The sequence below is a fragment of the Pedobacter sp. FW305-3-2-15-E-R2A2 genome (assembly GCF_038446955.1).
Lineage (GTDB): Bacteria > Bacteroidota > Bacteroidia > Sphingobacteriales > Sphingobacteriaceae > Pedobacter.
The window spans coordinates 6,936,100-6,956,958 of sequence record NZ_CP151803.1 but is presented as its reverse complement, the minus strand read 5'-3'; the positions used below and the strand labels follow the sequence as shown (position 1 = coordinate 6,956,958).

20 protein-coding genes are annotated in these 20,859 nt (G+C 39.3%); 12 read left to right on the top strand and 8 right to left on the bottom strand.

Features of this window, described 5'->3' with window-relative positions; all coding sequences use genetic code 11:
* Positions 1-213: 213 nt before the first annotated feature.
* Both AAFF35_RS28320 and AAFF35_RS28315 read right to left on the bottom strand, forming a co-directional pair.
* Positions 214-1,086, bottom strand: a complete 873-nt coding sequence (locus AAFF35_RS28320; RefSeq protein ID WP_342329815.1) for a tetratricopeptide repeat protein — start codon at positions 1,084-1,086, stop codon at positions 214-216.
* An 8-nt stretch (positions 1,087-1,094) separates the two neighbouring features.
* Entirely contained in the window at positions 1,095-1,397 is a 303-nt protein-coding gene (locus AAFF35_RS28315) for an HU family DNA-binding protein (RefSeq protein WP_008240139.1), read from the bottom strand.
* A 172-nt stretch (positions 1,398-1,569) separates the two neighbouring features.
* Between AAFF35_RS28315 and mutY the strand changes: the two genes are divergently transcribed.
* From mutY to AAFF35_RS28300, 3 genes are read left to right on the top strand one after another with little or no spacing between them, the layout of a single operon-like run.
* Entirely contained in the window at positions 1,570-2,622 is a 1,053-nt protein-coding gene (gene mutY, locus AAFF35_RS28310; protein ID WP_342329814.1) for an A/G-specific adenine glycosylase, read from the top strand.
* 11 nt (positions 2,623-2,633) lie between these two features.
* Positions 2,634-3,062 carry a single-stranded DNA-binding protein gene (locus AAFF35_RS28305; RefSeq protein ID WP_069379262.1) on the top strand — a complete coding sequence of 143 codons (429 nt, stop codon included), beginning with the start codon at positions 2,634-2,636 and terminating at the stop codon, positions 3,060-3,062.
* Between the two features lie 2 nt (positions 3,063-3,064).
* Positions 3,065-3,553, top strand: a complete 489-nt coding sequence (locus AAFF35_RS28300; RefSeq protein WP_342329813.1) for a DinB family protein — start codon at positions 3,065-3,067, stop codon at positions 3,551-3,553.
* 79 nt (positions 3,554-3,632) lie between these two features.
* On the opposite strand, the gene glmS is transcribed toward AAFF35_RS28300, so the two are convergent.
* The 3 genes from glmS to AAFF35_RS28285 all read right to left on the bottom strand — a co-directional run bounded on the left by glmS (position 3,633) and on the right by AAFF35_RS28285 (position 7,902).
* A complete protein-coding gene (gene glmS, locus AAFF35_RS28295; RefSeq protein ID WP_342329812.1) occupies positions 3,633-5,471 on the bottom strand; it encodes a glutamine--fructose-6-phosphate transaminase (isomerizing) in 1,839 nt (612 codons plus the stop codon).
* 74 nt (positions 5,472-5,545) lie between these two features.
* Positions 5,546-7,054, bottom strand: a complete 1,509-nt coding sequence (locus AAFF35_RS28290) for a DUF4270 domain-containing protein (RefSeq protein ID WP_342329811.1) — start codon at positions 7,052-7,054, stop codon at positions 5,546-5,548.
* Between the two features lie 23 nt (positions 7,055-7,077).
* Entirely contained in the window at positions 7,078-7,902 is an 825-nt protein-coding gene (locus AAFF35_RS28285; protein ID WP_233602977.1) for a glycogen/starch synthase, read from the bottom strand.
* Positions 7,903-8,110: 208 nt separating this feature from the next.
* On the opposite strand from AAFF35_RS28285, the gene panC reads away from it, so the two are divergent.
* The 3 genes from panC (at position 8,111) to AAFF35_RS28270 (ending at position 10,529) form a co-directional block, all read left to right on the top strand.
* Complete coding sequence (gene panC, locus AAFF35_RS28280; RefSeq protein WP_342329810.1) at positions 8,111-8,896, top strand: pantoate--beta-alanine ligase; 786 nt, start codon at positions 8,111-8,113, stop codon at positions 8,894-8,896.
* A 44-nt stretch (positions 8,897-8,940) separates the two neighbouring features.
* Positions 8,941-9,291, top strand: a complete 351-nt coding sequence (gene panD / locus AAFF35_RS28275) for an aspartate 1-decarboxylase (protein WP_073231878.1) — start codon at positions 8,941-8,943, stop codon at positions 9,289-9,291.
* A gap of 98 nt (positions 9,292-9,389) precedes the next feature.
* Positions 9,390-10,529 (top strand): acyl-CoA dehydrogenase, encoded by a 1,140-nt coding sequence (locus AAFF35_RS28270; RefSeq protein ID WP_342329809.1) that lies wholly within the window; start codon positions 9,390-9,392, stop codon positions 10,527-10,529.
* A 202-nt stretch (positions 10,530-10,731) separates the two neighbouring features.
* Here AAFF35_RS28270 and AAFF35_RS28265 read toward each other — a convergent pair whose 3' ends face one another.
* Positions 10,732-11,079 (bottom strand): phage holin family protein, encoded by a 348-nt coding sequence (locus tag AAFF35_RS28265; RefSeq protein WP_073231880.1) that lies wholly within the window; start codon positions 11,077-11,079, stop codon positions 10,732-10,734.
* A gap of 18 nt (positions 11,080-11,097) precedes the next feature.
* Here AAFF35_RS28265 and AAFF35_RS28260 point away from each other — a divergent pair, with 18 nt between their 5' ends.
* The 5 genes from AAFF35_RS28260 to AAFF35_RS28240 all read left to right on the top strand — a co-directional run bounded on the left by AAFF35_RS28260 (position 11,098) and on the right by AAFF35_RS28240 (position 17,659).
* A complete protein-coding gene (locus AAFF35_RS28260; protein WP_342329808.1) occupies positions 11,098-11,532 on the top strand; it encodes a hypothetical protein in 435 nt (144 codons plus the stop codon).
* 193 nt (positions 11,533-11,725) lie between these two features.
* The gene (rimP, locus tag AAFF35_RS28255) at positions 11,726-12,190 is read left to right on the top strand and encodes a ribosome assembly cofactor RimP (RefSeq protein ID WP_342329807.1); all 465 of its coding nucleotides are present in this window, start codon (positions 11,726-11,728) and stop codon (positions 12,188-12,190) included.
* A 2-nt stretch (positions 12,191-12,192) separates the two neighbouring features.
* Positions 12,193-13,428: a transcription termination factor NusA gene (gene nusA, locus AAFF35_RS28250; RefSeq protein WP_074611552.1), complete on the top strand. Its 1,236-nt coding sequence runs from the start codon at positions 12,193-12,195 to the stop codon at positions 13,426-13,428.
* A gap of 116 nt (positions 13,429-13,544) precedes the next feature.
* Positions 13,545-16,619: a translation initiation factor IF-2 gene (infB, locus tag AAFF35_RS28245; protein WP_342329805.1), complete on the top strand. Its 3,075-nt coding sequence runs from the start codon at positions 13,545-13,547 to the stop codon at positions 16,617-16,619.
* A 161-nt stretch (positions 16,620-16,780) separates the two neighbouring features.
* Positions 16,781-17,659: a glycosyltransferase gene (locus AAFF35_RS28240; RefSeq protein WP_342329804.1), complete on the top strand. Its 879-nt coding sequence runs from the start codon at positions 16,781-16,783 to the stop codon at positions 17,657-17,659.
* Positions 17,660-17,739: 80 nt separating this feature from the next.
* Here the strand turns inward: AAFF35_RS28240 and AAFF35_RS28235 are convergent, their stop codons facing one another.
* Positions 17,740-18,648: a glycosyltransferase gene (locus AAFF35_RS28235; protein WP_342329803.1), complete on the bottom strand. Its 909-nt coding sequence runs from the start codon at positions 18,646-18,648 to the stop codon at positions 17,740-17,742.
* A 125-nt stretch (positions 18,649-18,773) separates the two neighbouring features.
* On the opposite strand from AAFF35_RS28235, the gene AAFF35_RS28230 reads away from it, so the two are divergent.
* The gene (locus tag AAFF35_RS28230; protein WP_342329802.1) at positions 18,774-19,769 is read left to right on the top strand and encodes a glycosyltransferase; all 996 of its coding nucleotides are present in this window, start codon (positions 18,774-18,776) and stop codon (positions 19,767-19,769) included.
* Here AAFF35_RS28230 and AAFF35_RS28225 read toward each other — a convergent pair.
* Positions 19,766-20,596, bottom strand: coding sequence for a nucleotide-diphospho-sugar transferase (locus AAFF35_RS28225; RefSeq protein WP_342329800.1), 831 nt, complete (start codon positions 20,594-20,596; stop codon positions 19,766-19,768). The two genes, AAFF35_RS28230 and AAFF35_RS28225, sit on opposite strands and share 4 nt — an antisense overlap.
* Between the last annotated feature and the right edge of the window lie 263 nt (positions 20,597-20,859).

Genomic DNA, 20,859 nt, shown 5'->3' with positions numbered 1-20,859 from the left:
CACATGGACAATAAAAAACATTGCTACCAACAATTAAGGCTACGATCAAATCCTAGCCTTAATTGTTGAGCAAAACATGAAGAAAACTATTTTTTCTTATGTCTGTTTTTTCTTAAACGTTTTTTACGTTTGTGGGTAGCCATTTTATGTCTTTTTCTTTTTTTACCGCTTGGCATAATCTTAGGTTTTAAATATTTTTATTAAATCTGTTTATTAATTTTTATTCTTTAACGCAATCACTTTATCATCAATAAATTTCGACAATGTAGCGTTTGCTGCTAATTTTTTACTCTTTTCGTAGGCATCGATAGCTTCAGTATTCTTTCCCAGGTTTTCATAAGATGTTCCCAGATAGAAGTAGGCATCAGGAGATGGCTTCATAGCAATAATGCTTTTGAACCTGATAATTGCTTTGTCAAACTGTCCCGACTTCATAGCGAAAGTTCCCAAGCTCATATTTGCTTTTAAGTTCTTTGGATCTTTCTTTACAACGTCCATTAACATGGCTATTCCTGACATTGGAGCTCCCATACCGTTAACGATAGTGATTCCTAAGCCCGTTTTAGCGTCGTTACTGTTTGAGTCTATTTTCATTGCACTGCTATAAGAAGCATTTGCTTTTTGCAAAAGTGCAGGTTGTAATAAACTGTCACGGGTATTGTCAAATGCCTTCATAAATGTATCTCCGGCAGTTAACCAATTGTTTAACGTTTGCTCTTTATTGGCTACGATTTCCAGATACAACGCACTTGGAACCGATTGCTCTAAATCATCCCACTTTTTAGCAAGTAATTTAGCTTCTTTGGCTTTATCGCTTTCAGAAGCAGATTTATATGCAGTTTCAAGTGTGGTGATTTCGGCCGCTAACGGAGCTTTAATCATGTTCTTAGCGGCAGTTGAAACCTCCTCAAGGTTGATTTCAGCTGTTGCCGGAGCCTGTGCTGCCATCTGACCACCTGCAGGTGTGCTGCTGGTTTGTTCTTTTGGCTTCACTAAACCCTTAATATCCCTTGTAAACAAGAACGCAATGAGCAGAACTACTGCTCCTATTAAAATGGCCTGTTTAGATCGGATACTGTTTATCATGATGATAATTAAGCTTCTACGCTAACTTTTTTTGAATTATTCTTTACTTTATCAACAAACACTTTTGCTGGTTTAAAGCTTGGCACAAAGTGCTCCGGGATAATAATTGCAGTGTTTTTAGAAATATTTCTCGCAGTTTTTTGTGCTCTCTTTTTAACAACAAAACTACCAAAACCCCTAACATATACATTTTCGCCACCAATCATGCTGTTTTTGATGACCTTGAAAAATGCCTCAACGGTTTCTTGTACATCTACCTTTTCAATTCCTGTTTTCGTTGATATTTCTGAAATAATATCTGCCTTAGTCATATTCTCTGTTATTAATTTATAGTGTGTTATATACTTTATAAGTGTTTTGGGGTTGCAAAAGTATTGCTTTTTAATGAGATAGGAAAATAAAAGATGATTTATTTGTCGCCGGTTGTATCACCGAATTGCAAGTTTTAGTAAAAATAAATATTTAGCGTGTATTTTTGTGGTTATGAGTTTTCAGACAGAAATCGTAAAATGGTATTTAATCAATAAAAGAACACTTCCCTGGAGGGATACTACTGACGCTTATGTGATTTGGCTTTCGGAAATCATTTTGCAACAGACCAGAGTAGAACAGGGACTGCCCTATTTTAATAACTTTTTACAAAATTATCCCACGGTAACGGATTTCGCCAATGCAACGGAAACGCAAATCCTTAAATTGTGGCAGGGATTAGGTTATTATTCCCGTGGAAGGAATATGCTTTTTACAGCAAGGCAAATCAGGGATTCACATGCAGGTGTTTTTCCCGTGAAGTATGAAGACCTCATTCAGTTAAAAGGGGTGGGGGAGTATACTGCAGCTGCGATTTCTTCTTTTTCTGCTAATGAATCTAAAGCCGTGTTAGATGGAAATGTTTTCCGGGTATTGTCCAGGTATTTTGGAATAGAGACTGCAATTAATAGTACAGAAGGAAAAAAACAATTTAATGAACTTGCGCAAGCATTAATCGAAGATCAGCGGCCTTCTTTGTATAATCAGGCCATTATGGAATTTGGTGCTTTACAATGTAAGCCCAAATCTCCCGACTGTGGCAATTGTCCGGTTCAATCAGGCTGTTATGCCAAAGCAAACGATCGGGTGAACCTATTGCCCCTGAAAATAAAAAAATTAAAAAAGCGCATCAGGTATTTCAATTATTTTGTCTGTTTTGATGGAGAGCTGTTATTGGTGAACAAAAGAACTGCCGGGGATGTCTGGCAGGAGCTTTATGATTTTCCATTGATTGAGACGGAAAATTCCTACCTCGAGGATCATGAGCAATTCCTTGCTAAACTGAAAATGAACTTTGGAGAGGCCTGTATTATAGCACCTTTAGCGCAGCAAAAACATTTGTTGACTCACCAAACTATATATGTTCAATTTTTTGCTTTAGACAATTATATCATTAACTTTAATATGAATGCAGAAATAAAATGGGTTTCTCTTGCAGCGTTTGAGGAGTTGCCCCAACCAAAAGTGATTACAAATTTTATGATCTCCAATTCAATTAAACAGTAAAATTATATTTCATGTCAGGTATTAACAAAGTTATTTTAGTCGGACATTTGGGCAAAGATCCTGAAGTTAGACATTTAGAAGGAGGAGTCACTGTAGCTAGTTTTCCATTGGCAACGTCAGAGACTTATAACAAAGATGGTAAGCGTATTGAGCAGACGGAATGGCATAATATTGTTTTGTGGAGAGGACTTGCAGAGGTCGCATCTAAGTATTTGCAAAAAGGAAAGCTGGTATATATTGAAGGAAAACTACGTACACGCTCTTTTGAGGACCGAGAGAAAGTTAAAAAATACGTGACTGAAGTGGTCGCGGAAAACTTTACCATCTTAGGTAGGAAGAGTGACTTTGAGCATACCCCTGTAAGTAATGAAAATACCACTCCAAAAAGTGAGACAGAGTATCTTGATCCGAACGAGGTGTCAGGAGATCTGCCTTTTTAGAGATGCAAAGACTGACCAGAAAAGGTGCAAAAGGCGCATTGCTGGATGTTTATGAAGACGCTATTGCAGGGCTGCAGAAAAGCATTGAAGATTTGTCTGATGAAGATCTTGTTGCTGTAGTATTGCCTGATGAAGCCGATTGCAAGTCGATACAAACGATTTTGACACATGTAGTTAGCAGTTCCTATAGTTATGCCGTCTATATTCACGAACTCAAGGGGCGAAGGTATACCAGACCCGAAAGAAGACTACGTACCCGGGCTTCGGATTATGTTCAGGACCTTAAGGATGCCTTCACTTTTAATCTGAATGTTTTTGCTGAGGTGGACGATAGTGAATTGGAGCAGTTTGATGCTTCCGGAAAGATCATGACCAGATGGGCGCAGCTTTATGATATAGAGCAACTAACAGAACACGCGATCGTACATGTTCTACGGCATACCAGGCAAATAGAAAAATTTAAACTTTTACTGAATCGTCCGGAGCAGTAATTCCGGAATAAAATAAATGGCCTTCAATACAGGAACAGAGATATTCCCCTATTGAAGGCCATTGCGTACTACTTGTTTATTATTCTACAGTAACTGATTTCGCCAGATTTCTTGGCTGATCTACATTACATCCACGCATCAATGCAATATGATAAGAGAGTAATTGTAATGGTATGGTCGCTAGTAATGGTAAAAATGCCTCACTTGAATCAGGAATTTCGATACAATAATCCGCCATTTTTTTCACTTCTGTATCTCCTTCAGTAACGATGGCAAGAACAATTCCTTTTCTTGCTTTCACCTCTTGAATGTTGCTAATTACTTTTTCGTAAGAAGAGTTTTTAGTTGCGATCACCACTACAGGCATTTCTTCATCAATTAAGGCAATAGGGCCGTGTTTCATCTCTGCTGCAGGATATCCTTCCGCATGGATATAAGAGATCTCCTTGAGCTTTAAAGCGCCCTCCAATGCAACAGGAAAACCGCTACCTCTACCAAGGAACAAACAGTTTCTCGAATCTTTGAATTTTGCTGCTATTTCCTGGATCATATCATTAGATTCCAGTGCTTTTTGAATTTTATCAGGAATACAATCTAATTCCGTAAGTAGTTCCACCAGTTTCGAGTGGCTAACTGTTCCTTTTTGCTGGGCCATATAGAAAGCCATCAGTGTAAGTACAGTTACCTGACCCGTAAAAGCCTTAGTCGAAGCTACGCCAATTTCCGGGCCCACGTGAGTGTAAACGCCTGCATGAGTCAACCTGGGAATTGAAGAGCCTACCACATTACATACACCGAAAATCGTGGCTCCCCGTTCTTTTGCCATCTCAATTGCGGCCATTGTATCTGCTGTTTCTCCGGATTGAGAAATGGCAATCACTACATCTTTTTCCGTAATGATAGGATTTCTGTACCTGAATTCGGAAGCATATTCTACTTCAACAGGTATCCGTGCATATTCTTCAATCAGGTATTCGGCAACTAAGCCTGCATGCCATGACGTTCCGCAGGCAACGATGATGATTCTGTCTACATTCTTTAACTTTTCTGCATATTCTTTGATCCCGCCAAGCTGGACGATTCCTTCATTAGGATAGATTCTTCCACGCATACAATCTCTGATTGAACGTGATTGCTCGAAGATTTCTTTAAGCATGAAATGCTCATAACCACCTTTTTCCAACATCTCCAGCTTTAATTCCAGGGCTTGGATATAAGGTGTCTGTACGACGTTATCGAGGCGTTTGATTAATAATTCATCACGTTTAAGGAATGCAATCTCATTATCATTCAGATAAATTACATTTTTTGTATACTCTACAATTGGCGTTGCATCGGAAGCAATAAAATATTCGCCTGCTCCAACACCAATAACCAAAGGACTTCCTTTTCTTGCTGCAATCAGCTGATCAGGATGATCTTCGTCCATCAATACAATCGCATAAGCTCCGGTAACCTCATTTAACGCAATTCTGACTGCTTCCAAAAGATCTGTACCTTCATTTTTATAGATCTCTTCGATCAGGTGTACAAGCACCTCTGTGTCCGTATCACTTTTAAATTCATGGCCTCTTTGGATCAGTTCTTCTTTTAGGGTAGCATAGTTTTCTATGATCCCATTGTGAATGATCGTTAACTTGCCATTATTTGAAGTATGGGGATGGGAATTCCTATCGGAAGGAGCACCGTGAGTTGCCCAACGCGTGTGTCCGATGCCTATTGTGCCCGACAAATCCTTGCCTTCGGAAAAGTTTTCCAACTCCAGGACTTTCCCTGCTTTTTTATAAATATTCAGACCTGTATCATTGATTAATGCAATTCCAGCACTGTCATAACCACGGTATTCTAATCTTTTTAGTCCTTTAAGGACGATCGGCCAAGCTTCTCTATGGCCAATGTAACCAACTATTCCACACATAAAAATTATGTTTTAAAAAATAAATCCCCCGAAATTAACGAATCTCGGGGGATATGAATATGTCTCTTGTTAAATTATTTCAGTTTGGTATAGAAGATATTTAGTTTCATTCTTTTTGTTGCCGCTGCTGCATCTTTTTTAGGACCGACTAATATCGACCGTTCTGCAGTCGTTACCAATGGATCTAAAGGAGACGCGTTTGTAGGGTATAGAAGCGGGGCAGGCGATAGGAAAGTCCCATAGTCTTTGATTTTGCCACTAACAAGATCCTGAACATAACTCGTCAATGTGAAAATGTACCGGCTATTTACCGAGTCAAAATATCCACCGAATTCAAGGTCACTAACCCCTCTTGGATCACCGTTAGGATTGCTCTGTGAGCCAGGATTATTGTCTGAAACTTTTATACGTTTCCCTGCTACATCATTAATGTATAGTCTTAGTCTTGGTGCCGGTTTGAAATGCGCATCAGCTTCTGGCGTTACGTCCACTACAAGCTCGGCTTTGTTAATGGCTACTTTGGCACCTCCTAGTTTTGCATTAAACTCATCGAAATTAAAACTAATCTTATTCCTAAGCCCTGATAATGCCTGTAGGTAGGTTTTCTCAAACTGTTTACCACTATTATCTTCCAGCTGCGCTTTAATGTCTGGGTTAGTGTAGGTATGCTTCACATAAGACAAGACTCGTCCGAGGTCTTGGGTGATTGGGAAGCTTACAGAAGTCGTATCTCTGGTTCCCACGGTTTTGCCGTCCCTTTTATAATAAAGTTGCAATTTGGAGGTGGTATCCGCAAAGTTGAAAAATATCATCCCGCCTTTTCCACTGGCTTTTGCACTAACATATAGTCCCCGGAATTTATCAGTGAATATATGTCTTTTATCAAGAGCAAGGGTATCCATTTTAACGATCTTGTTTTGGATCAGTGCTTTGTTCAGGCGGATCCTTAGCTGGGGAGCCACAGTTCTTAGGGTGTCGGGCTTACCTGGAACAATGTCTGTAACTTTAAAAGGTGTTAAAGGTTTGATGTAAACTGCACCTTGAGGTTGATTTTTATCGTTAGTTACAAGTGTACCCAGAATTTCAGTTGCATCTTTGCCCCATTCAGTAGAGCTGAGAAAGCTTTGTTCCTGCGTTAAATCTCTGGTCATCTGGCCAACAGTGAAAGTGTAAGTTTGCGTAGAGTCACCATAAAATGGAGTAATAACCGAACTTCCTGATGCGATTTTAGCATAACCTAAAATCAATACTGCTGAATCCAGTTCCGCATTTTTACCAAATCTGTATTTGCTTGTTGTTGTTGAGGTCAAGTTTGCACCAGGGGCATTGACCACCATTGCTGCACCTGCCAAAGTCTCTCCAAAAACAGGATCGGTCATAAACCCTACCGGGTAGCGTTCCAGATTTAGTGTGTTGACTGCGTCATCCAGTTGCGTTTGAGAAGTGACCGTAGTATTGTCATACAGATCGCCTTTAATGGCAGAATCTTCCTCACCCAAACCTATGGTATTGGGATCTTTACAAGAAGAAAAAAGAAAAAGACCTATCAACATGGTTAATAAGTCTTGTTTTGAAAATTTCATATTTAAGTTAATAATACCTGAGTTTATGCTATTGAAACCAATTCTTCATCCGAAATCTCCTCATATAAAGCGTAGAAGTTTTCGAAATCGTCGGTTAAATTATAAGCTAAAGTTGGTTTATTAGAATCTTTAACAAATTTTAACACATTACTATCGATGTTTTCGTTCGCTAATACTACTGCATCAGAGTAAGTTATCGCTCCGATATGTAAGGTGTTACAGTCGGCATTTTCAAATACTTTCGTATCCTCAAGCGTCATGGCGTTCATTACAGCCTTTTTATGAAGATCTGCATGAAGTTTCTCTGTAAAACAATTCTCATAGATCGAATATACTACTTTAGAATTCTTGAAAGTAGGATCATTCTTATAAGAAGTTTTAATGTAAGCCGGGACTAAAGCGGTCATCCATCCGTGACAGTGCACGATGTCTGGTGCCCAGCCTAATTTTTTTACCGTTTCTAATGCGCCTTTGCAAAAGAATATTGTTCTTTCGTCATTGTCAGCATAGAATTTGTCTTCCTTGTCTCTAAAAACGTATTTGCGTTGGAAATAATCTTCATTATCCAGGAAGTATACCTGCATACGGGCAGCCGGGATAGAAGCAACTTTAATAATTAAAGGGTTGTCATTATCATCGATGATAATGTTCATTCCTGAAAGACGTATTACTTCGTGCAATCTGTTCCTTCTTTCATTAATATTCCCGAATCTAGGCATCAAAATGCGGATTTCAAATCCTTTGTCCTGCATTGCCTGAGGTAGTTGACGGGTAATTTCTGAAATTTTTGTGAGTTCAAGGAAAGGCGACATCTCGTGTGTAACAATCAGTAGCTTCGTTTTTGCCATCTCCATATTCTGTAAATAAAAATTTATGTTAAAGAAAAGATTATCAAGGGGCAAAGGTAAGCAAAATAATAACATTTATCAATTATATAGGCAAGATGTTTTGTTTGGAATAGATAAATAACCAACTTTGCCCTTTGAAATTTTATAGGCTAGTTTGAAAGTTATAAACACCATCGCAGCGTTAAAGTCGTTGCTTGAACCAATAAAATTGGGTCAACAGAAAATTGCTTTAGTGCCTACAATGGGTGCATTGCACAAAGGACACGTATCACTCATCAATATTGCCCAGCAATATGCAGATGTGGTGGTTTGCAGTATTTTTGTAAATCCAACACAATTTACCGATCCTAAAGACCTGGAAAAATATCCACGTCCCCTGGAGCATGACATGCAAATGCTTCGGGAAGCAGGGTGTGATGTGGTGTTTATGCCCTCGGTAAAAGAGATGTATCCGGGAACGGAGCACTGGCATATTGATCTTGGACCAGCAGAGTTTCTGTTGGAAGGAGAGTTTAGAAAAGGACACTATCAGGGAGTTACCCAGATTGTAAAAAAACTTTTTGATGCCGTGAATCCAGATGTTGCTTTCTTCGGGCAAAAGGACTTTCAGCAGGTGCTGATGATTGAAAATATGGTGGCTTATTTTAAGCTTCCTGTGCAGATCATTTCCTGTCCTATCATCAGGGAAGAAGATGGCCTGGCTATGAGCTCCAGAAATATCCATTTAAATGAAGCAGACCGTAAAAATGCATTGGTTCTGAGTAAGGCATTGACTTATGTAAAGGATCATTTTGAAGAAAAAACAATTGCAGTGCTCCTTGCAGAAGCGAAGGAGATGATCTCAGCAGTCGCGGGCGTCGAGCTGGATTATTTCACGATTGCAAACGGGAAAACGCTCCTTCCTGAAAATAATAAAAATCAATCTGATCTTGTGGCTTTAGTAGCGGCAAAGGTCGGTCAGACCAGGCTAATAGATAATATGCTCCTCAACTGACAAACCACTATATTATAGTCACCCAAAAGTTTTAACTTTGTATTATGATTATCGAGATATTAAAATCGAAAATACACCGTGTTAAAGTAACACAGGCCGAATTACATTACGTTGGAAGCATTACCATAGATGAAGATCTGATGGATGCTGCCCAGATTATCGCCAATGAAAAGGTGCAGATCGTAAACAATAATAATGGAGAACGCTTTGAGACCTATGTGATCAAAGGGGAACGTGGAACCGGGACGATTTGTTTAAACGGAGCTACTGCCAGAAAAGTTCAGGTTGGTGACATTCTGATCATTATGTCTTACGGATCTCTGCCAATCGAAGAGGCAAAGAAATATCATCCTATTCTTGTTTTTCCTGACGACAATAATCATCTCTTAAAATAGCAACAAGCTATATTGTGTAAAATAATGCTATGCAGCCATAGTAATAATGACGTAGAAATACTAAATTTGGCGGTACGTATTTTTTTATCTATATAATTATGCTATTTCAATTAAGTGAAGAACAATTGATGATCCAGAAGGCTGCAAGGGATTTCGCACAGAATGAACTTAAGCCCGGAGTCATCGAGAGAGATGAGCACCAGAAATTTCCTGCTGAGCAAGTGAAAAAACTTGGCGAGTTGGGCTTTCTGGGAATGATGGTTTCAGAAAAATATAATGGTAGCGGTTTAGACGCGTTATCTTATGTCCTGGTAATGGAAGAACTATCCAAAATAGATGCTTCTGCTTCTGTTGTTGTTTCCGTTAATAATTCATTGGTATGTTATGGCCTGGAGTCATATGGATCAGAATTTCAAAAAGAAAAATATCTGAAACCATTGGCGTCCGGTGAAAAGATCGGTGCTTTCTGTTTATCAGAACCTGAGGCCGGATCAGACGCGACTTCACAGCAGACTACAGCTGAAGATAAAGGCGATTACTACTTGCTGAATGGTACGAAAAACTGGATTACAAACGGAAATACGGCTTCGACTTATTTGGTGATTGCACAGACCGACCGTGCTTTGAAGCACAGAGGTATCAATGCCTTTATTGTGGAAAAAGGAATGGAAGGTTTTACCATTGGGCCGAAGGAGAATAAAATGGGTATTCGTGGTTCTGACACACATTCATTGATGTTTAATGACGTGAAGGTTCCTAAAGAAAACAGAATCGGGGAAGATGGATTCGGTTTTAAGTTTGCAATGAAAACCCTGGAGGGTGGTCGTATTGGTATCGCTGCACAGGCCTTAGGGATTGCTGCAGGGGCCTATGAGCTGGCTTTGGAATATTCCAAACAACGCAAATCTTTTGGTAAAGCAATTTCTGAACATCAGGCGATTGCCTTTAAACTGGCAGATATGGCGACAACCATTGAGGCTGCACGTTTGCTGGTTTATAAAGCAGCCTGGCTGAAAGACCAGGGACTTCCTTATACTTTAGCAGGTTCTATGGCGAAATTGTATGCTTCGAAGGTGGCAATGGATGTTACTGTAGAGGCGGTTCAGATCCATGGTGGTTATGGCTTTGTTAAAGAATACCATGTGGAGCGAATGATGCGTGATGCTAAGATTACGCAGATCTATGAAGGAACTACAGAAATTCAGAAAATGGTGATCTCGAGAGAGATTTTAAAATAGAAATTTAAGCTTAACATCAAAGCGGGCAGTCTTAATTAAGGCTGCCCGCTTTTTTTGTTATTGGATACGTCTGCAGACTGAGATTTGTCTGCCTGCAGATTGGCTCGGAACGAAAAGCGATGAGCCGGGAATCAACCTCAGATCAAGCCCGGATAAAACACGCATTTTGTCCCTGTTCTATCCGGGCTTTATGCGAAGCTGTCTAATCCTTTTCCGTTCCTGCAATTGAGCCAAATATTGCTTTAATTAAAGCGACTACAATGGCAAGAAATGCTGCAGCCCAAAATCCACTGGTATTAAAGCTACTCATCATGTTGTCTACTAATAAAATCATTAGCACGGTAATGATAAAAGATACCAGACCGAGTGTAAGAAAATTGATGGGAAAGGTGAAAATGCGTAAAATTGTTCCAATAGTTGCATTGGCCAATGAAATGAGTACTGCGGCGACAATAGCTGCCCAATAGCTGTCTACATGAACTCCGGGAATGAGTTTTGCGCCCAGAAATACAGCGAGTCCTAATAATAAAATTTCTACAATGAGTCTCATAATGTTTAATTTAGTGGTATGTTAAAGTGTTTTGTAAAGTTGACAGGAGTAATGTGCTCCATGAGTTTGTTTTTTGCCTGTTCCAATGCAAATAATAAGCCACTTTCCATAGATTTTTCTTCGGACAGTACAAAAATTGTAATTAGCCATATTGACCGGACCGGATTGCTGGAGCTTAAAAACAGCAGTAAAGGGAATTCGACCCTGAATGAGATGCTCTCCGTCCTTCAGACTCCTTCAGAAAGGGATTCCGCCATCAGAGAGGAGCCAATCGAAGGAAAGGTGGTGCTGACGGATAGTAATGTCGTGTTTGTTCCTGTGGCGCCTTTTGTAAAAGGTCGTGATTATCTGGTGATTACCCATTTAAACATTCGCTTTGGTGGTGTTGAAGAGATTGTGAAAGGAAAAGTCAGCTATAGCATTAAGCCTCAACAAAAATTCTTAACGAGGTAAACAATAGTTTTGCTGATCCTCAGATGACAGTGCCTTCTGCTCTTCTGGTGTATCTTGTTGAAAAAGTTGCACATACATTGCACATAAGATGATTCTCATTTTTATTTTGAAAAAATATTTCATATCTTTGCATTTGTAATAGAGGGCAAGAGGGGGCAGAAGTCCCCTCTTTTCTTTTATTTGGAAATTGGTTATGCAGGTAGAAAAAAGAGTTACAGCGTTAGTTGAAGAGAAAATTTCGGATAGGCCGGAGTTGTTTTTGGTAGAGGTAAAAATGCTTCCAAACAATAAGCTTATTATTCATGTCGATGGCGATGAGGGAATCAGTATTCAGGATTGTGCCGCAATCAGCAGACATGTAGGTTTCCATCTGGAAGAGGAAAATACGATTGAAAAAGCGTATAATTTGGAAGTTTCTTCTCCTGGTGTAGGTGAACCACTTAAACTTCAAAGACAGTATACAAAAAATATTGGAAGAGAATTAAGTGTCAAACTGAATGGTGGAGAAATTAAGGAAGGGAAGCTGCTTTCTGTAGAAGATCATAGCATAACTATCGAAGCGAAGGTTAAAGAAAAAGGTAAAAAGGCGCAACTGGTTGAAACCAGTATCGACTTTAGTAATATAACAGAAACAAAGGTTTTAATTTCATTTAAATAAAAATGAGCAATATTAATTTAATCGATTCATTTCAGGAATTCAAAGAGTTCAAGAACATCGACCGTCCTACAGTGATTAGTGTGCTGGAAGAGGTATTCCGCAGTATGTTGCGTAAAAAATACGGTACTGATGAGAATTGTGACGTAATCGTTAACCCGGACAACGGAGATTTGGAGATCTGGCGTACAAGAAAAGTGATGGAGGATGGTTTTTCTGAAGATGATGACCTGGAGATCGAACTTGCTGAAGTAAAGCTTTTGGATGCGGATATGGAAGTTGGCGACGATTACATTGAGCAGATCACTTTAGAAAGTTTTGGCCGTAGAGCGATATTAGCTGCACGCCAGACGCTTGTTTCTAAAGTATTAGAATTAGAAAAAGACGAGATCTTTAAAAAATATAAGGATAGGGTTGGAGAGATTGTAACAGGAGAAGTTTACCAGGTTTGGAAAAAAGAGACTTTGGTACTGGATGATGAAGGCAATGAGTTGATGATGCCTAAAACTGAACAGATCCCTGCCGATTACTTCAAAAAAGGCGATACTGTCCGTGCGGTAATTTTAAAAGTAGACATGGTAAATGCTACTCCAAAAATTATCATTTCAAGGATTGCCCCTGAGTTCTTACAACGTTTGTTCGAAATTGAGGTTCCTGAGATTTTTGATGGCTTGATTACCATTAAGAAAATCGTTCGTGAACCAGGAGAAAGAGCAAAAGTTGCTGTGGAGTCTTATGACGACAGAATTGATCCGGTTGGTGCTTGTGTGGGTATGAAAGGTTCTAGGATACATGGTATCGTAAGAGAACTTAAAAATGAAAATATTGATGTGATCAATTTCACCAACAATATTTCACTATACATTACCAGAGCATTAAGCCCGGCTAAAATCACTTCTATTAAGTTAGATGATGAAACAAAACACGCTTCGGTATACCTGAAACCAGACCAGGTTTCATTGGCTATCGGTAGAGGTGGACACAACATTAAACTGGCTGGTAAATTAACCGGTTACGAAATTGATGTGTATCGTGAAGCAGGCGAAGAAGATGAGGATGTGGATATCGAAGAATTCTCGGATGAAATCGATAGCTGGATCATCGATGAGCTGAAAGCGATCGGTTGTGATACCGCAAAAAGTGTACTTGCACTTTCAATTGATGAGTTGGTAAAACGTACCGATCTTGAAGAAGAAACCATCAAAGAAGTGATGAGTATATTAAAATCAGAGTTTGAATAAACGTTATCTTGAATAGGTGCGAACTATGTGGCAATTAAAAACAAATCACATACCCATGAAATAAACAAGAATAAACGTTACTTTTGTATAAGAATTAAAGAAAAAATAGGATATCAATGTCAGACGACAAACCAATAATTTTATTTAAAGCAGTTAAGGAACTTAACGTAGGCATTGCTACGGCCGTTGAGTTTTTAGAAAAGAAAGGCTTTTCTGTTGAGAATAAACCCACTACTAAGCTCTCCCGCGACATGTATAATGCGCTGTTGAAAGAGTTTCAGGGCGATAAGATCGTAAAAGAAGAAGCCAATCAGATTGTTATTGGTAAAATTCGTCGTGATGAGCCGGAAGTGACTGAGAAAGTTGCGGAAGCACCTAGAAAAAATGTAGAATTCGAAAATGAAGGCATTCTTGTTAAGAACCTTCATTCGTATACTCCTCCTGTAGAGAAACCTAAAGAAGAAGCTCCCGCAAAACCGGCAGCTCCAGTGGTGGAAAAAACAGAAGAGAAACCTGAAGAGGGAGCATTGCCGGGTGTGAAAATAGTAGGAAAAATCAATCTTGATGATTTAAACTCTAAAACCCGTCCGGTGAAGAAAGAAGAAACACCTGAAGTACCTCAGCCTGTGGCTGAAGAACCAAAAGTGGTAGAACCAACACCAGCCCCTGCTCCAGTGGAGAAAGCACCTGTAGAAGAGAAACCAGTAGAAAAACCAGTAGAAGCCGTAAAGGAAGAAGTGGTAAAACCTGTAGTAGAACAACCTAAGGTGGAAGAGACTCCAAAGCCTGTTGAGCAACCTGTTGCAAAAACAGAGCCCGAAGTAAAAGAAACTCCTAAACCAGTGGAAGCACCAAAAATAGTTGAAACGCCGAAAGTTGTGGAAACCCCTAAAGTTGAAAAAACAGACGAGGTAGAAGTGATTAAAGCACGTTCTGTAAAACTTTCAGGACCTAATATCATCGGTAAGATCGTTTTACCAACCACACCAGATCGTAAATCATCTCCTGTAGCCTCTTCGGCCGACAGCAATGATGCGAAAAGGAAACGTAAGCGTAAAAAAACTCCAGGGCAACACCCGGGACAGGGAGGTAACACTCCGGCAGGAAATCAGCAGACAGGTGGCCAGGCAGGACAAGGTACTACAGCACCAAAACCAGCTCCGACGTTTACCAACAGACCTGATTTCAGGAACAATACTAACAATACAGCCAACAGGCCTAACTTTAGAAACAGCAAACCGGGAGCTCCTGGAAGCGGCGGTCCTAAAGAAGAACCTACGGAAAAAGAAATACAAGACCAGATCAAAGCAACACTTGCACGTTTAAGTGGCGCTGGTAAGTCGGGTAAATTTGCTCAACGTGCTAAACTACGTCGTCAGAAACGTGATGATGTTGCCCTTTCGGCAGATGAAGCAGCAATGGAGCAGGAATTACAATCCAAAGTGTTAAGGGTGACGGAATTTGTTACGGCAAATGAGTTGGCTACGATGATGGATGAGCCGGTAACTAAAATTATCGGAACTTGTATGAGCCTGGGAATGTTCGTATCCATCAACCAACGTTTGGATGCCGAAACATTAACTATTGTAGCAGATGAGTTTGGTTACGAAATTCAATTCGTTAAACCGGATGATGAAAGTGATATCGTTATCGAGGAAGAAGATAATGACGAAGATTTAGAGCCAAGAGCACCGGTTGTGACCATCATGGGTCACGTCGATCATGGTAAGACTTCATTGCTGGATTATATCCGTAAAGCAAACGTAGTGGCTGGTGAGGCCGGTGGTATTACTCAGCACATTGGTGCTTATATGGTAACCACACCTACAGGTAAGAAAGTTACTTTCTTAGATACTCCGGGTCACGAAGCCTTTACAGCGATGCGTGCACGTGGTGCGAAAGTAGCGGATATTGCCATCATTGTTGTCGCTTCGGATGATGCGGTGATGCCACAAACTAAAGAGGCAATCAACCATGCTCAGGCAGCAGGCGTACCATTGGTATTTGCCTTCACAAAAATTGATAAACCGGGTGCAAACTCAGATAAAATACGTGAGCAATTGTCCATCATGAATATCCTGGTAGAGGATTGGGGAGGTAACTTCCAGTCGCAGGAGATTTCGGGTAAAAGCGGACTAAACGTAGACTTGTTATTAGAAAAAGTTTTATTGGAAGCAGAACTGCTTGACCTTAAAGCGAATCCTAACAAACGCGCTACAGGTAGTGTAATCGAAGCTACCTTAGATAAAGGTCGTGGTATTGTAACTACGGTTCTTGTTCAGGCAGGTACGTTGAAAATCGGAGATCCGATTCTGGCAGGTAGTTATAGCGGACGTGTGAAAGCGTTGTTTAACGAACGTGGACAGAAAGTAGATAAAGCAGGACCTTCAGTACCGGTACAGGTATTGGGTATGCAGGGTGCCCCTACAGCGGGTGATCGATTCAATGCATTGGAAAGTGAAGTTGAGGCAAGAGAAATTGCCAACAAACGTTTACAATTAATGCGTGAGCAAGGTCTTCGTACACAGAAACACATTACACTGGATGAGATCGGTCGTCGTTTGGCAATCGGTAACTTTAAAGAGCTGAACCTGATTGTTAAAGGTGATGTGGATGGTTCAATTGAGGCACTATCTGACTCATTGTTGAAACTGTCTACTGAAGAGATTCAAATCAATATCATTAGCAAAGCGGTAGGTCAGATCTCTGAATCTGATGTGTTGTTAGCTTCTGCTTCTGATGCGATCATCATCGGTTTCCAGGTTCGTCCTTCTTCAGGAGCGCGTAAACTGGCCGAGGCTGAACAAATTGACATCAGACTATATTCTATCATCTACGATGCAATCAATGAGATTAAAGCGGCGATGGAAGGTATGTTGGCTCCGGAGTTTGAAGAGAAGATCACCGCGAACGTGGAGATCAGAGAAACCTTCAAAATCACTAAAGTGGGTACCATTGCAGGATGTATGGTATTGGATGGTACGATCACACGTAACAGCAAAATCCGTATCGTTAGAGATGGTGTGGTAGTTTACACAGGTGAACTTGCTTCATTGAAACGTTATAAAGATGACGTGAAAGAAGTGGCAAGAGGTTACGAGTGTGGATTGAACATTCATAACTTTAACAACATCGAAGTAGGTGACATCGTTGAAGCTTACGAACAAGTAGAAGTAAAAAGAAAGTTGTAAAGCTTTTTTGATAAAATATAAACAAGCCATCTCTTTCTAAGGGATGGCTTGTTTTTTATAATTGAAAGTAGGCGCCGGAAAATATTTTCATAGCATAGTATGTATTAATACTGGAATTAAGGATGCCTTGAGGTTTAGTTTTGACGTACATTTAAATAAAAATGATTTCAATTATTATAGCATCTGTTGATGAGGTCATGTTAGCAGAAGTAACCGAAAATATAACTGAAACTATCGGGCTCCCATTCGAGATACTCAGTTACAGCAACTCAAAAGGGGAGGCTGGTCTTTGTAGTATCTATAATAAAGGAAGTAAAGCTGCAAAGTATAAAATTTTGTGCTTCATGCACGAAGATCTCCATATTAAAACCGATAATTGGGGTAAGGTTGTTGTAGACGCGTTTCAGGATCAAAAATTAGGCATTATTGGGGTTGTAGGCTCTTCTTATAAAACATGTGCTCCTACTGGATGGTATACCATTAGTTATGAAAACAAGGTTTTGCATGGGAACTACATTCAATCTTTTAAATACAGCAATAGACCTTCTGAGCATTTCAATGAAAATCCCTTAAATCAGAAGATGGCTCCTGTCGTTTCCGTTGATGGCATGTGGTTTTGTACTACTAAAGCGCTTAGTGAAGAATTTCCGTTCGATGAGGAGGTCTTTAAGGGCTTCCATTGTTATGACCTCGATTTTTGTTTTCAGGTTGGTCAGGCCTATAAAATCGCGGTTAACTATCAGATCCTGATCGAGCATTATTCTGAAGGAAATTTTAATAAAATCTGGTGGCTGGATACTTTAAAATTGCATCAAAAGTGGCGTAATAAACTTCCCATCTCGGTGACTGATATAACAGCTAAACAACGCTTTCTTATTGAAAAAAGATCCTATAGATGGGTGATTGAAACCCTTAGGAAAATAGGATACTCAGGAGCATATGTGTTTGCTTTTCTAATTAAGCAAAAGATGAATGGGAGTCTGAGTTGGTTACAATATCTCAAAGCGATGAAATATATGCTTAGAACACCTAAAATCTGATCTGCTTAAGAGGAAATGAGTGTGTTTACATTCGCCCTTTAATTGTCGATATAATAGTCCCGGATCGGCAGAACAGCGGTTTAGCTTTTATGTTTCCAAATGGCGCTTAGCAGTAGTTTATAATAATTACTTTTGGAGGATAACGAAGTTTTAAATGTTGCCTCAATCTCTTTTATAAGTAATGGGTCAAGTACTCTTTTTTCTTTCCAATATTTCTTGAAGAGATTTTTAAAGGCCCGGCTATAGGCTTCCTCATGGATTAACCTATCAAGATATATATGATTTAAAAGTTGGATATTTTCTATGAAATTTAAGCCGCTTTTAGTCGCTTTGCCAGTTACATCAGCCCCGTGTTTCCTAAAGTAGTTCATCAGTTTGCCACTAATATGAACATTTCCCTGCTTTGCGAGTTCAATCCAGAATAACCAGTCGCCACAAAACTTATATTTTAAGAATTCTTTTGAAACAGAATTGAAAAGTTCCTTTCTCCATAACACCATGCTTGCATTAAAGATCGTATTGTTATTGACCATGTATTGCTGAATAAAAGAATGTCCGTCCATCCGTTCCATCAGATATGGGTGCTGAGAAAGCCAGCTAATTTTATTTGTTTGTTCGATACAATAGGATTGACAGTAACTGATCGCACAGTTTTTATCACTATTTATTCCAGAGATGAGCTCCTCCAGAAGCGTATTTTCGCACCAGTCATCACTTTCAGCAATCCATATGAATTCCCCTTTGGCTATCGAAATTCCTTTTTCCCACTGAAGGAAGGTGTTTCCTCCATTTTGTTTATTGTAGCTGATTGTTGACACCTGTGGCTCTTTCTTATACAATTCAATCACGTCTCTGCTATCGTCAGTTGAACAATCGTCCAATATGATGATCTCAAAATCCTGGAATGATTGATTAAGGACACTGTCAATACGCTGTTTTAGAAAAATAGCATGGTTATAATTCGGAATAATAATGGAGACTTTGGGCATTGACGAAAGTTAAAATGCTACCTGATGGTATTAATTAAAGTACTATAGATTCTTGCTGTTTTAAGTTATATCAGTGTATCTTCACACTTTAAAACTCAAATATAACATAAATCAATATTATCAAAATGGATTTTTCTATTATTATTTGCACTTATAATCCTGATGAATTGCTCTTAAAGCGTTGTTTAAACGCCGTAACACATCTTAATATTGGTGATTTTACAGCAGAGGTTATTCTTGTGGATAATAATAGCAAAGAGCCCTTGATTGATGTAGATTATGTCCGGGATTTTATAAAGAACACGCCTGATTCTAAGTTGCTTTTAGTGAAGGAACAGGGACTTAGTCATGCCCGGATAGCAGGAATTCAAGAGTCCGAAGGAAAGTGGGTTGTCTTTTTTGATGATGATAATGAACCAGATGCGGCCTATTTAACAGCTTTAGATGGGCTCTGTGAAAAATACCCTAATGTAGTTGCATGGGGGCCTGGAAATGTATTTGTTGATTTTATTGGAGGAATCAGGAGTGATTTGGAAGTTTTTGCAAGGGAGGCTTTTCAGGAACGTTTTGAAAACAATGTTACCTATTCAAATCAGAGAACCTGGCAGAGTTGTTATCCTTTTGGTACCGGACTATGCATTCAAAAATCTTATTTAAATGCGTATATGGCATTGGTAGAACAGGGGCAATTCACTTTGTCCGGTAGAAAAGGGAAACAACTGACCAGTGGTGAAGATACCCAGATGGTTTTATTTTGTGTTAGCAAAGGCGCTGCTGCAGGAGTTTCACATGAAATGAAGATGACTCATATCATTCCTGAGAAGCGGGCTACTCTTGACTATCTTAAAAGGCTTACTTATGGTACAGGTGTTTGTTATAGTACAGTGATGTTAGAAGTATTTCCAGAGTATATAAAAGTACTAGAGAAACAATCTGTAAAAGAAGGAACATTTGTTGCGAGGACGCTAAAAAAATACTTGCTCCTTTCATTATTTTTCAGACCTAAAAAAGCACTTAAGCTGATCTCTTATATTGCCGAGGTATCCGGAATTTATATCGCACTGGGGAAGCCGGTGCCTCCTGCTGTAAATTGGGTGGCGAAAAGGTTAGCAGCAAATTAAAACAGGCGTTTTAACCATCTTTTAAATCGCCGTCTCAAGGAAAAATGTTTTTTTTTGATCTCGTCAAGGCGAAACTCTTTATTAAAAATGAAATTGTCTGCCTCTGCTTCTGGCAGATAATACTGGGGATGTATCATTTCTCCTATCTCCTCCAATGGCAACTGGGCGTAAACAAAACCGGAATCAGGTGTATGGGTTGCATCTGCTCTGAAACCTATATTGGAAATCAGATTTACATTTGGTGTAACAGATAAGCCGTTGTTGAAATAATTAATTAATGCAAGCTGATAGTCCCAGGTATTAATTTCATTTGCCTTTAGCGCCCTGAATATCTTCATCCACTGATATTCCATGAAAGTATCAGCAAATATATTATTTAACTGATGCTGAACCTCTGTTTCATTATGTTGAAGCAAATCCTTATCATATTCTTTCCAGACTCTTCTCCAGGAAGCCCAGCCCCATACCGCTGTAATTCTGGAAAAATAGTAACTTGCCTCGCCCCAGGACTGTCCAAGCTGCAGATTGCTGCCGGTAATATGTCTTATTCGGGAGTCTATGCGATATCTTTCCAGCATTTGGTCACAAAAGGAAAAAAAACTGCTTGAAGGAAGGCAATCATCTTCCAGTATTATACCTTCTTCCTCCTGCTCAAAAAACCAATCAATTGCTGATGATACCGCATTTTTACAGCCAAGGTTTTCTTCTCTGAACAAAGTTTTTACGTCACATTCCCAATCAATTCTTGTCGAGATCTCACGAGCTTTTTCACAAAGAGCGGCATCATTTAACAGATTTTTCCTGGCACCATCAGCAGCAATATACAATCGTTTTGGTTTAGCTATCCGGATTTGATTAAAAACCTGTAAAGTGGTATCAGGTCTATTAAAGATTAAAAATAATATAGGAGATTTAGTCTGGTAATTTATCATGCGAATAAAAAGGATATCTCTTTTAAAGAGAGATAGGAGGGATAAATATACATCGAAAAATTTAAAAATTACCAATGCAGGCTAAATTTGCCGATGCCTGATTTCTGCAGCCTATTCATTGTTCTTTCAATTATTCAGACATTTATAATTGGAAAAAG

Excerpts from the sequence above, each read along its gene's own strand:
- mutY (WP_342329814.1), top strand. The coding sequence starts at position 1,570 with ATGAGTTTTCAGACAGAAATCGTAAAATGGTATTTAATCAATAAAAGA.
- glmS (WP_342329812.1), bottom strand. The coding sequence starts at position 5,471 with ATGTGTGGAATAGTTGGTTACATTGGCCATAGAGAAGCTTGGCCGATC.
- AAFF35_RS28300 (WP_342329813.1), top strand. The coding sequence starts at position 3,065 with ATGCAAAGACTGACCAGAAAAGGTGCAAAAGGCGCATTGCTGGATGTT.
- rimP (WP_342329807.1), top strand. The coding sequence starts at position 11,726 with ATGCAGGTAGAAAAAAGAGTTACAGCGTTAGTTGAAGAGAAAATTTCG.
- AAFF35_RS28320 (WP_342329815.1), bottom strand. The coding sequence starts at position 1,086 with ATGATAAACAGTATCCGATCTAAACAGGCCATTTTAATAGGAGCAGTA.
- AAFF35_RS28265 (WP_073231880.1), bottom strand. The coding sequence starts at position 11,079 with ATGAGACTCATTGTAGAAATTTTATTATTAGGACTCGCTGTATTTCTG.
- nusA (WP_074611552.1), top strand. The coding sequence starts at position 12,193 with ATGAGCAATATTAATTTAATCGATTCATTTCAGGAATTCAAAGAGTTC.
- AAFF35_RS28315 (WP_008240139.1), bottom strand. The coding sequence starts at position 1,397 with ATGACTAAGGCAGATATTATTTCAGAAATATCAACGAAAACAGGAATT.
- AAFF35_RS28230 (WP_342329802.1), top strand. The coding sequence starts at position 18,774 with ATGGATTTTTCTATTATTATTTGCACTTATAATCCTGATGAATTGCTC.
- panD (WP_073231878.1), top strand. The coding sequence starts at position 8,941 with ATGATTATCGAGATATTAAAATCGAAAATACACCGTGTTAAAGTAACA.
- infB (WP_342329805.1), top strand. The coding sequence starts at position 13,545 with ATGTCAGACGACAAACCAATAATTTTATTTAAAGCAGTTAAGGAACTT.
- AAFF35_RS28235 (WP_342329803.1), bottom strand. The coding sequence starts at position 18,648 with ATGCCCAAAGTCTCCATTATTATTCCGAATTATAACCATGCTATTTTT.
- AAFF35_RS28285 (WP_233602977.1), bottom strand. The coding sequence starts at position 7,902 with ATGGCAAAAACGAAGCTACTGATTGTTACACACGAGATGTCGCCTTTC.
- AAFF35_RS28305 (WP_069379262.1), top strand. The coding sequence starts at position 2,634 with ATGTCAGGTATTAACAAAGTTATTTTAGTCGGACATTTGGGCAAAGAT.
- AAFF35_RS28270 (WP_342329809.1), top strand. The coding sequence starts at position 9,390 with ATGCTATTTCAATTAAGTGAAGAACAATTGATGATCCAGAAGGCTGCA.
- AAFF35_RS28240 (WP_342329804.1), top strand. The coding sequence starts at position 16,781 with ATGATTTCAATTATTATAGCATCTGTTGATGAGGTCATGTTAGCAGAA.
- AAFF35_RS28260 (WP_342329808.1), top strand. The coding sequence starts at position 11,098 with ATGTTAAAGTGTTTTGTAAAGTTGACAGGAGTAATGTGCTCCATGAGT.
- AAFF35_RS28290 (WP_342329811.1), bottom strand. The coding sequence starts at position 7,054 with ATGAAATTTTCAAAACAAGACTTATTAACCATGTTGATAGGTCTTTTT.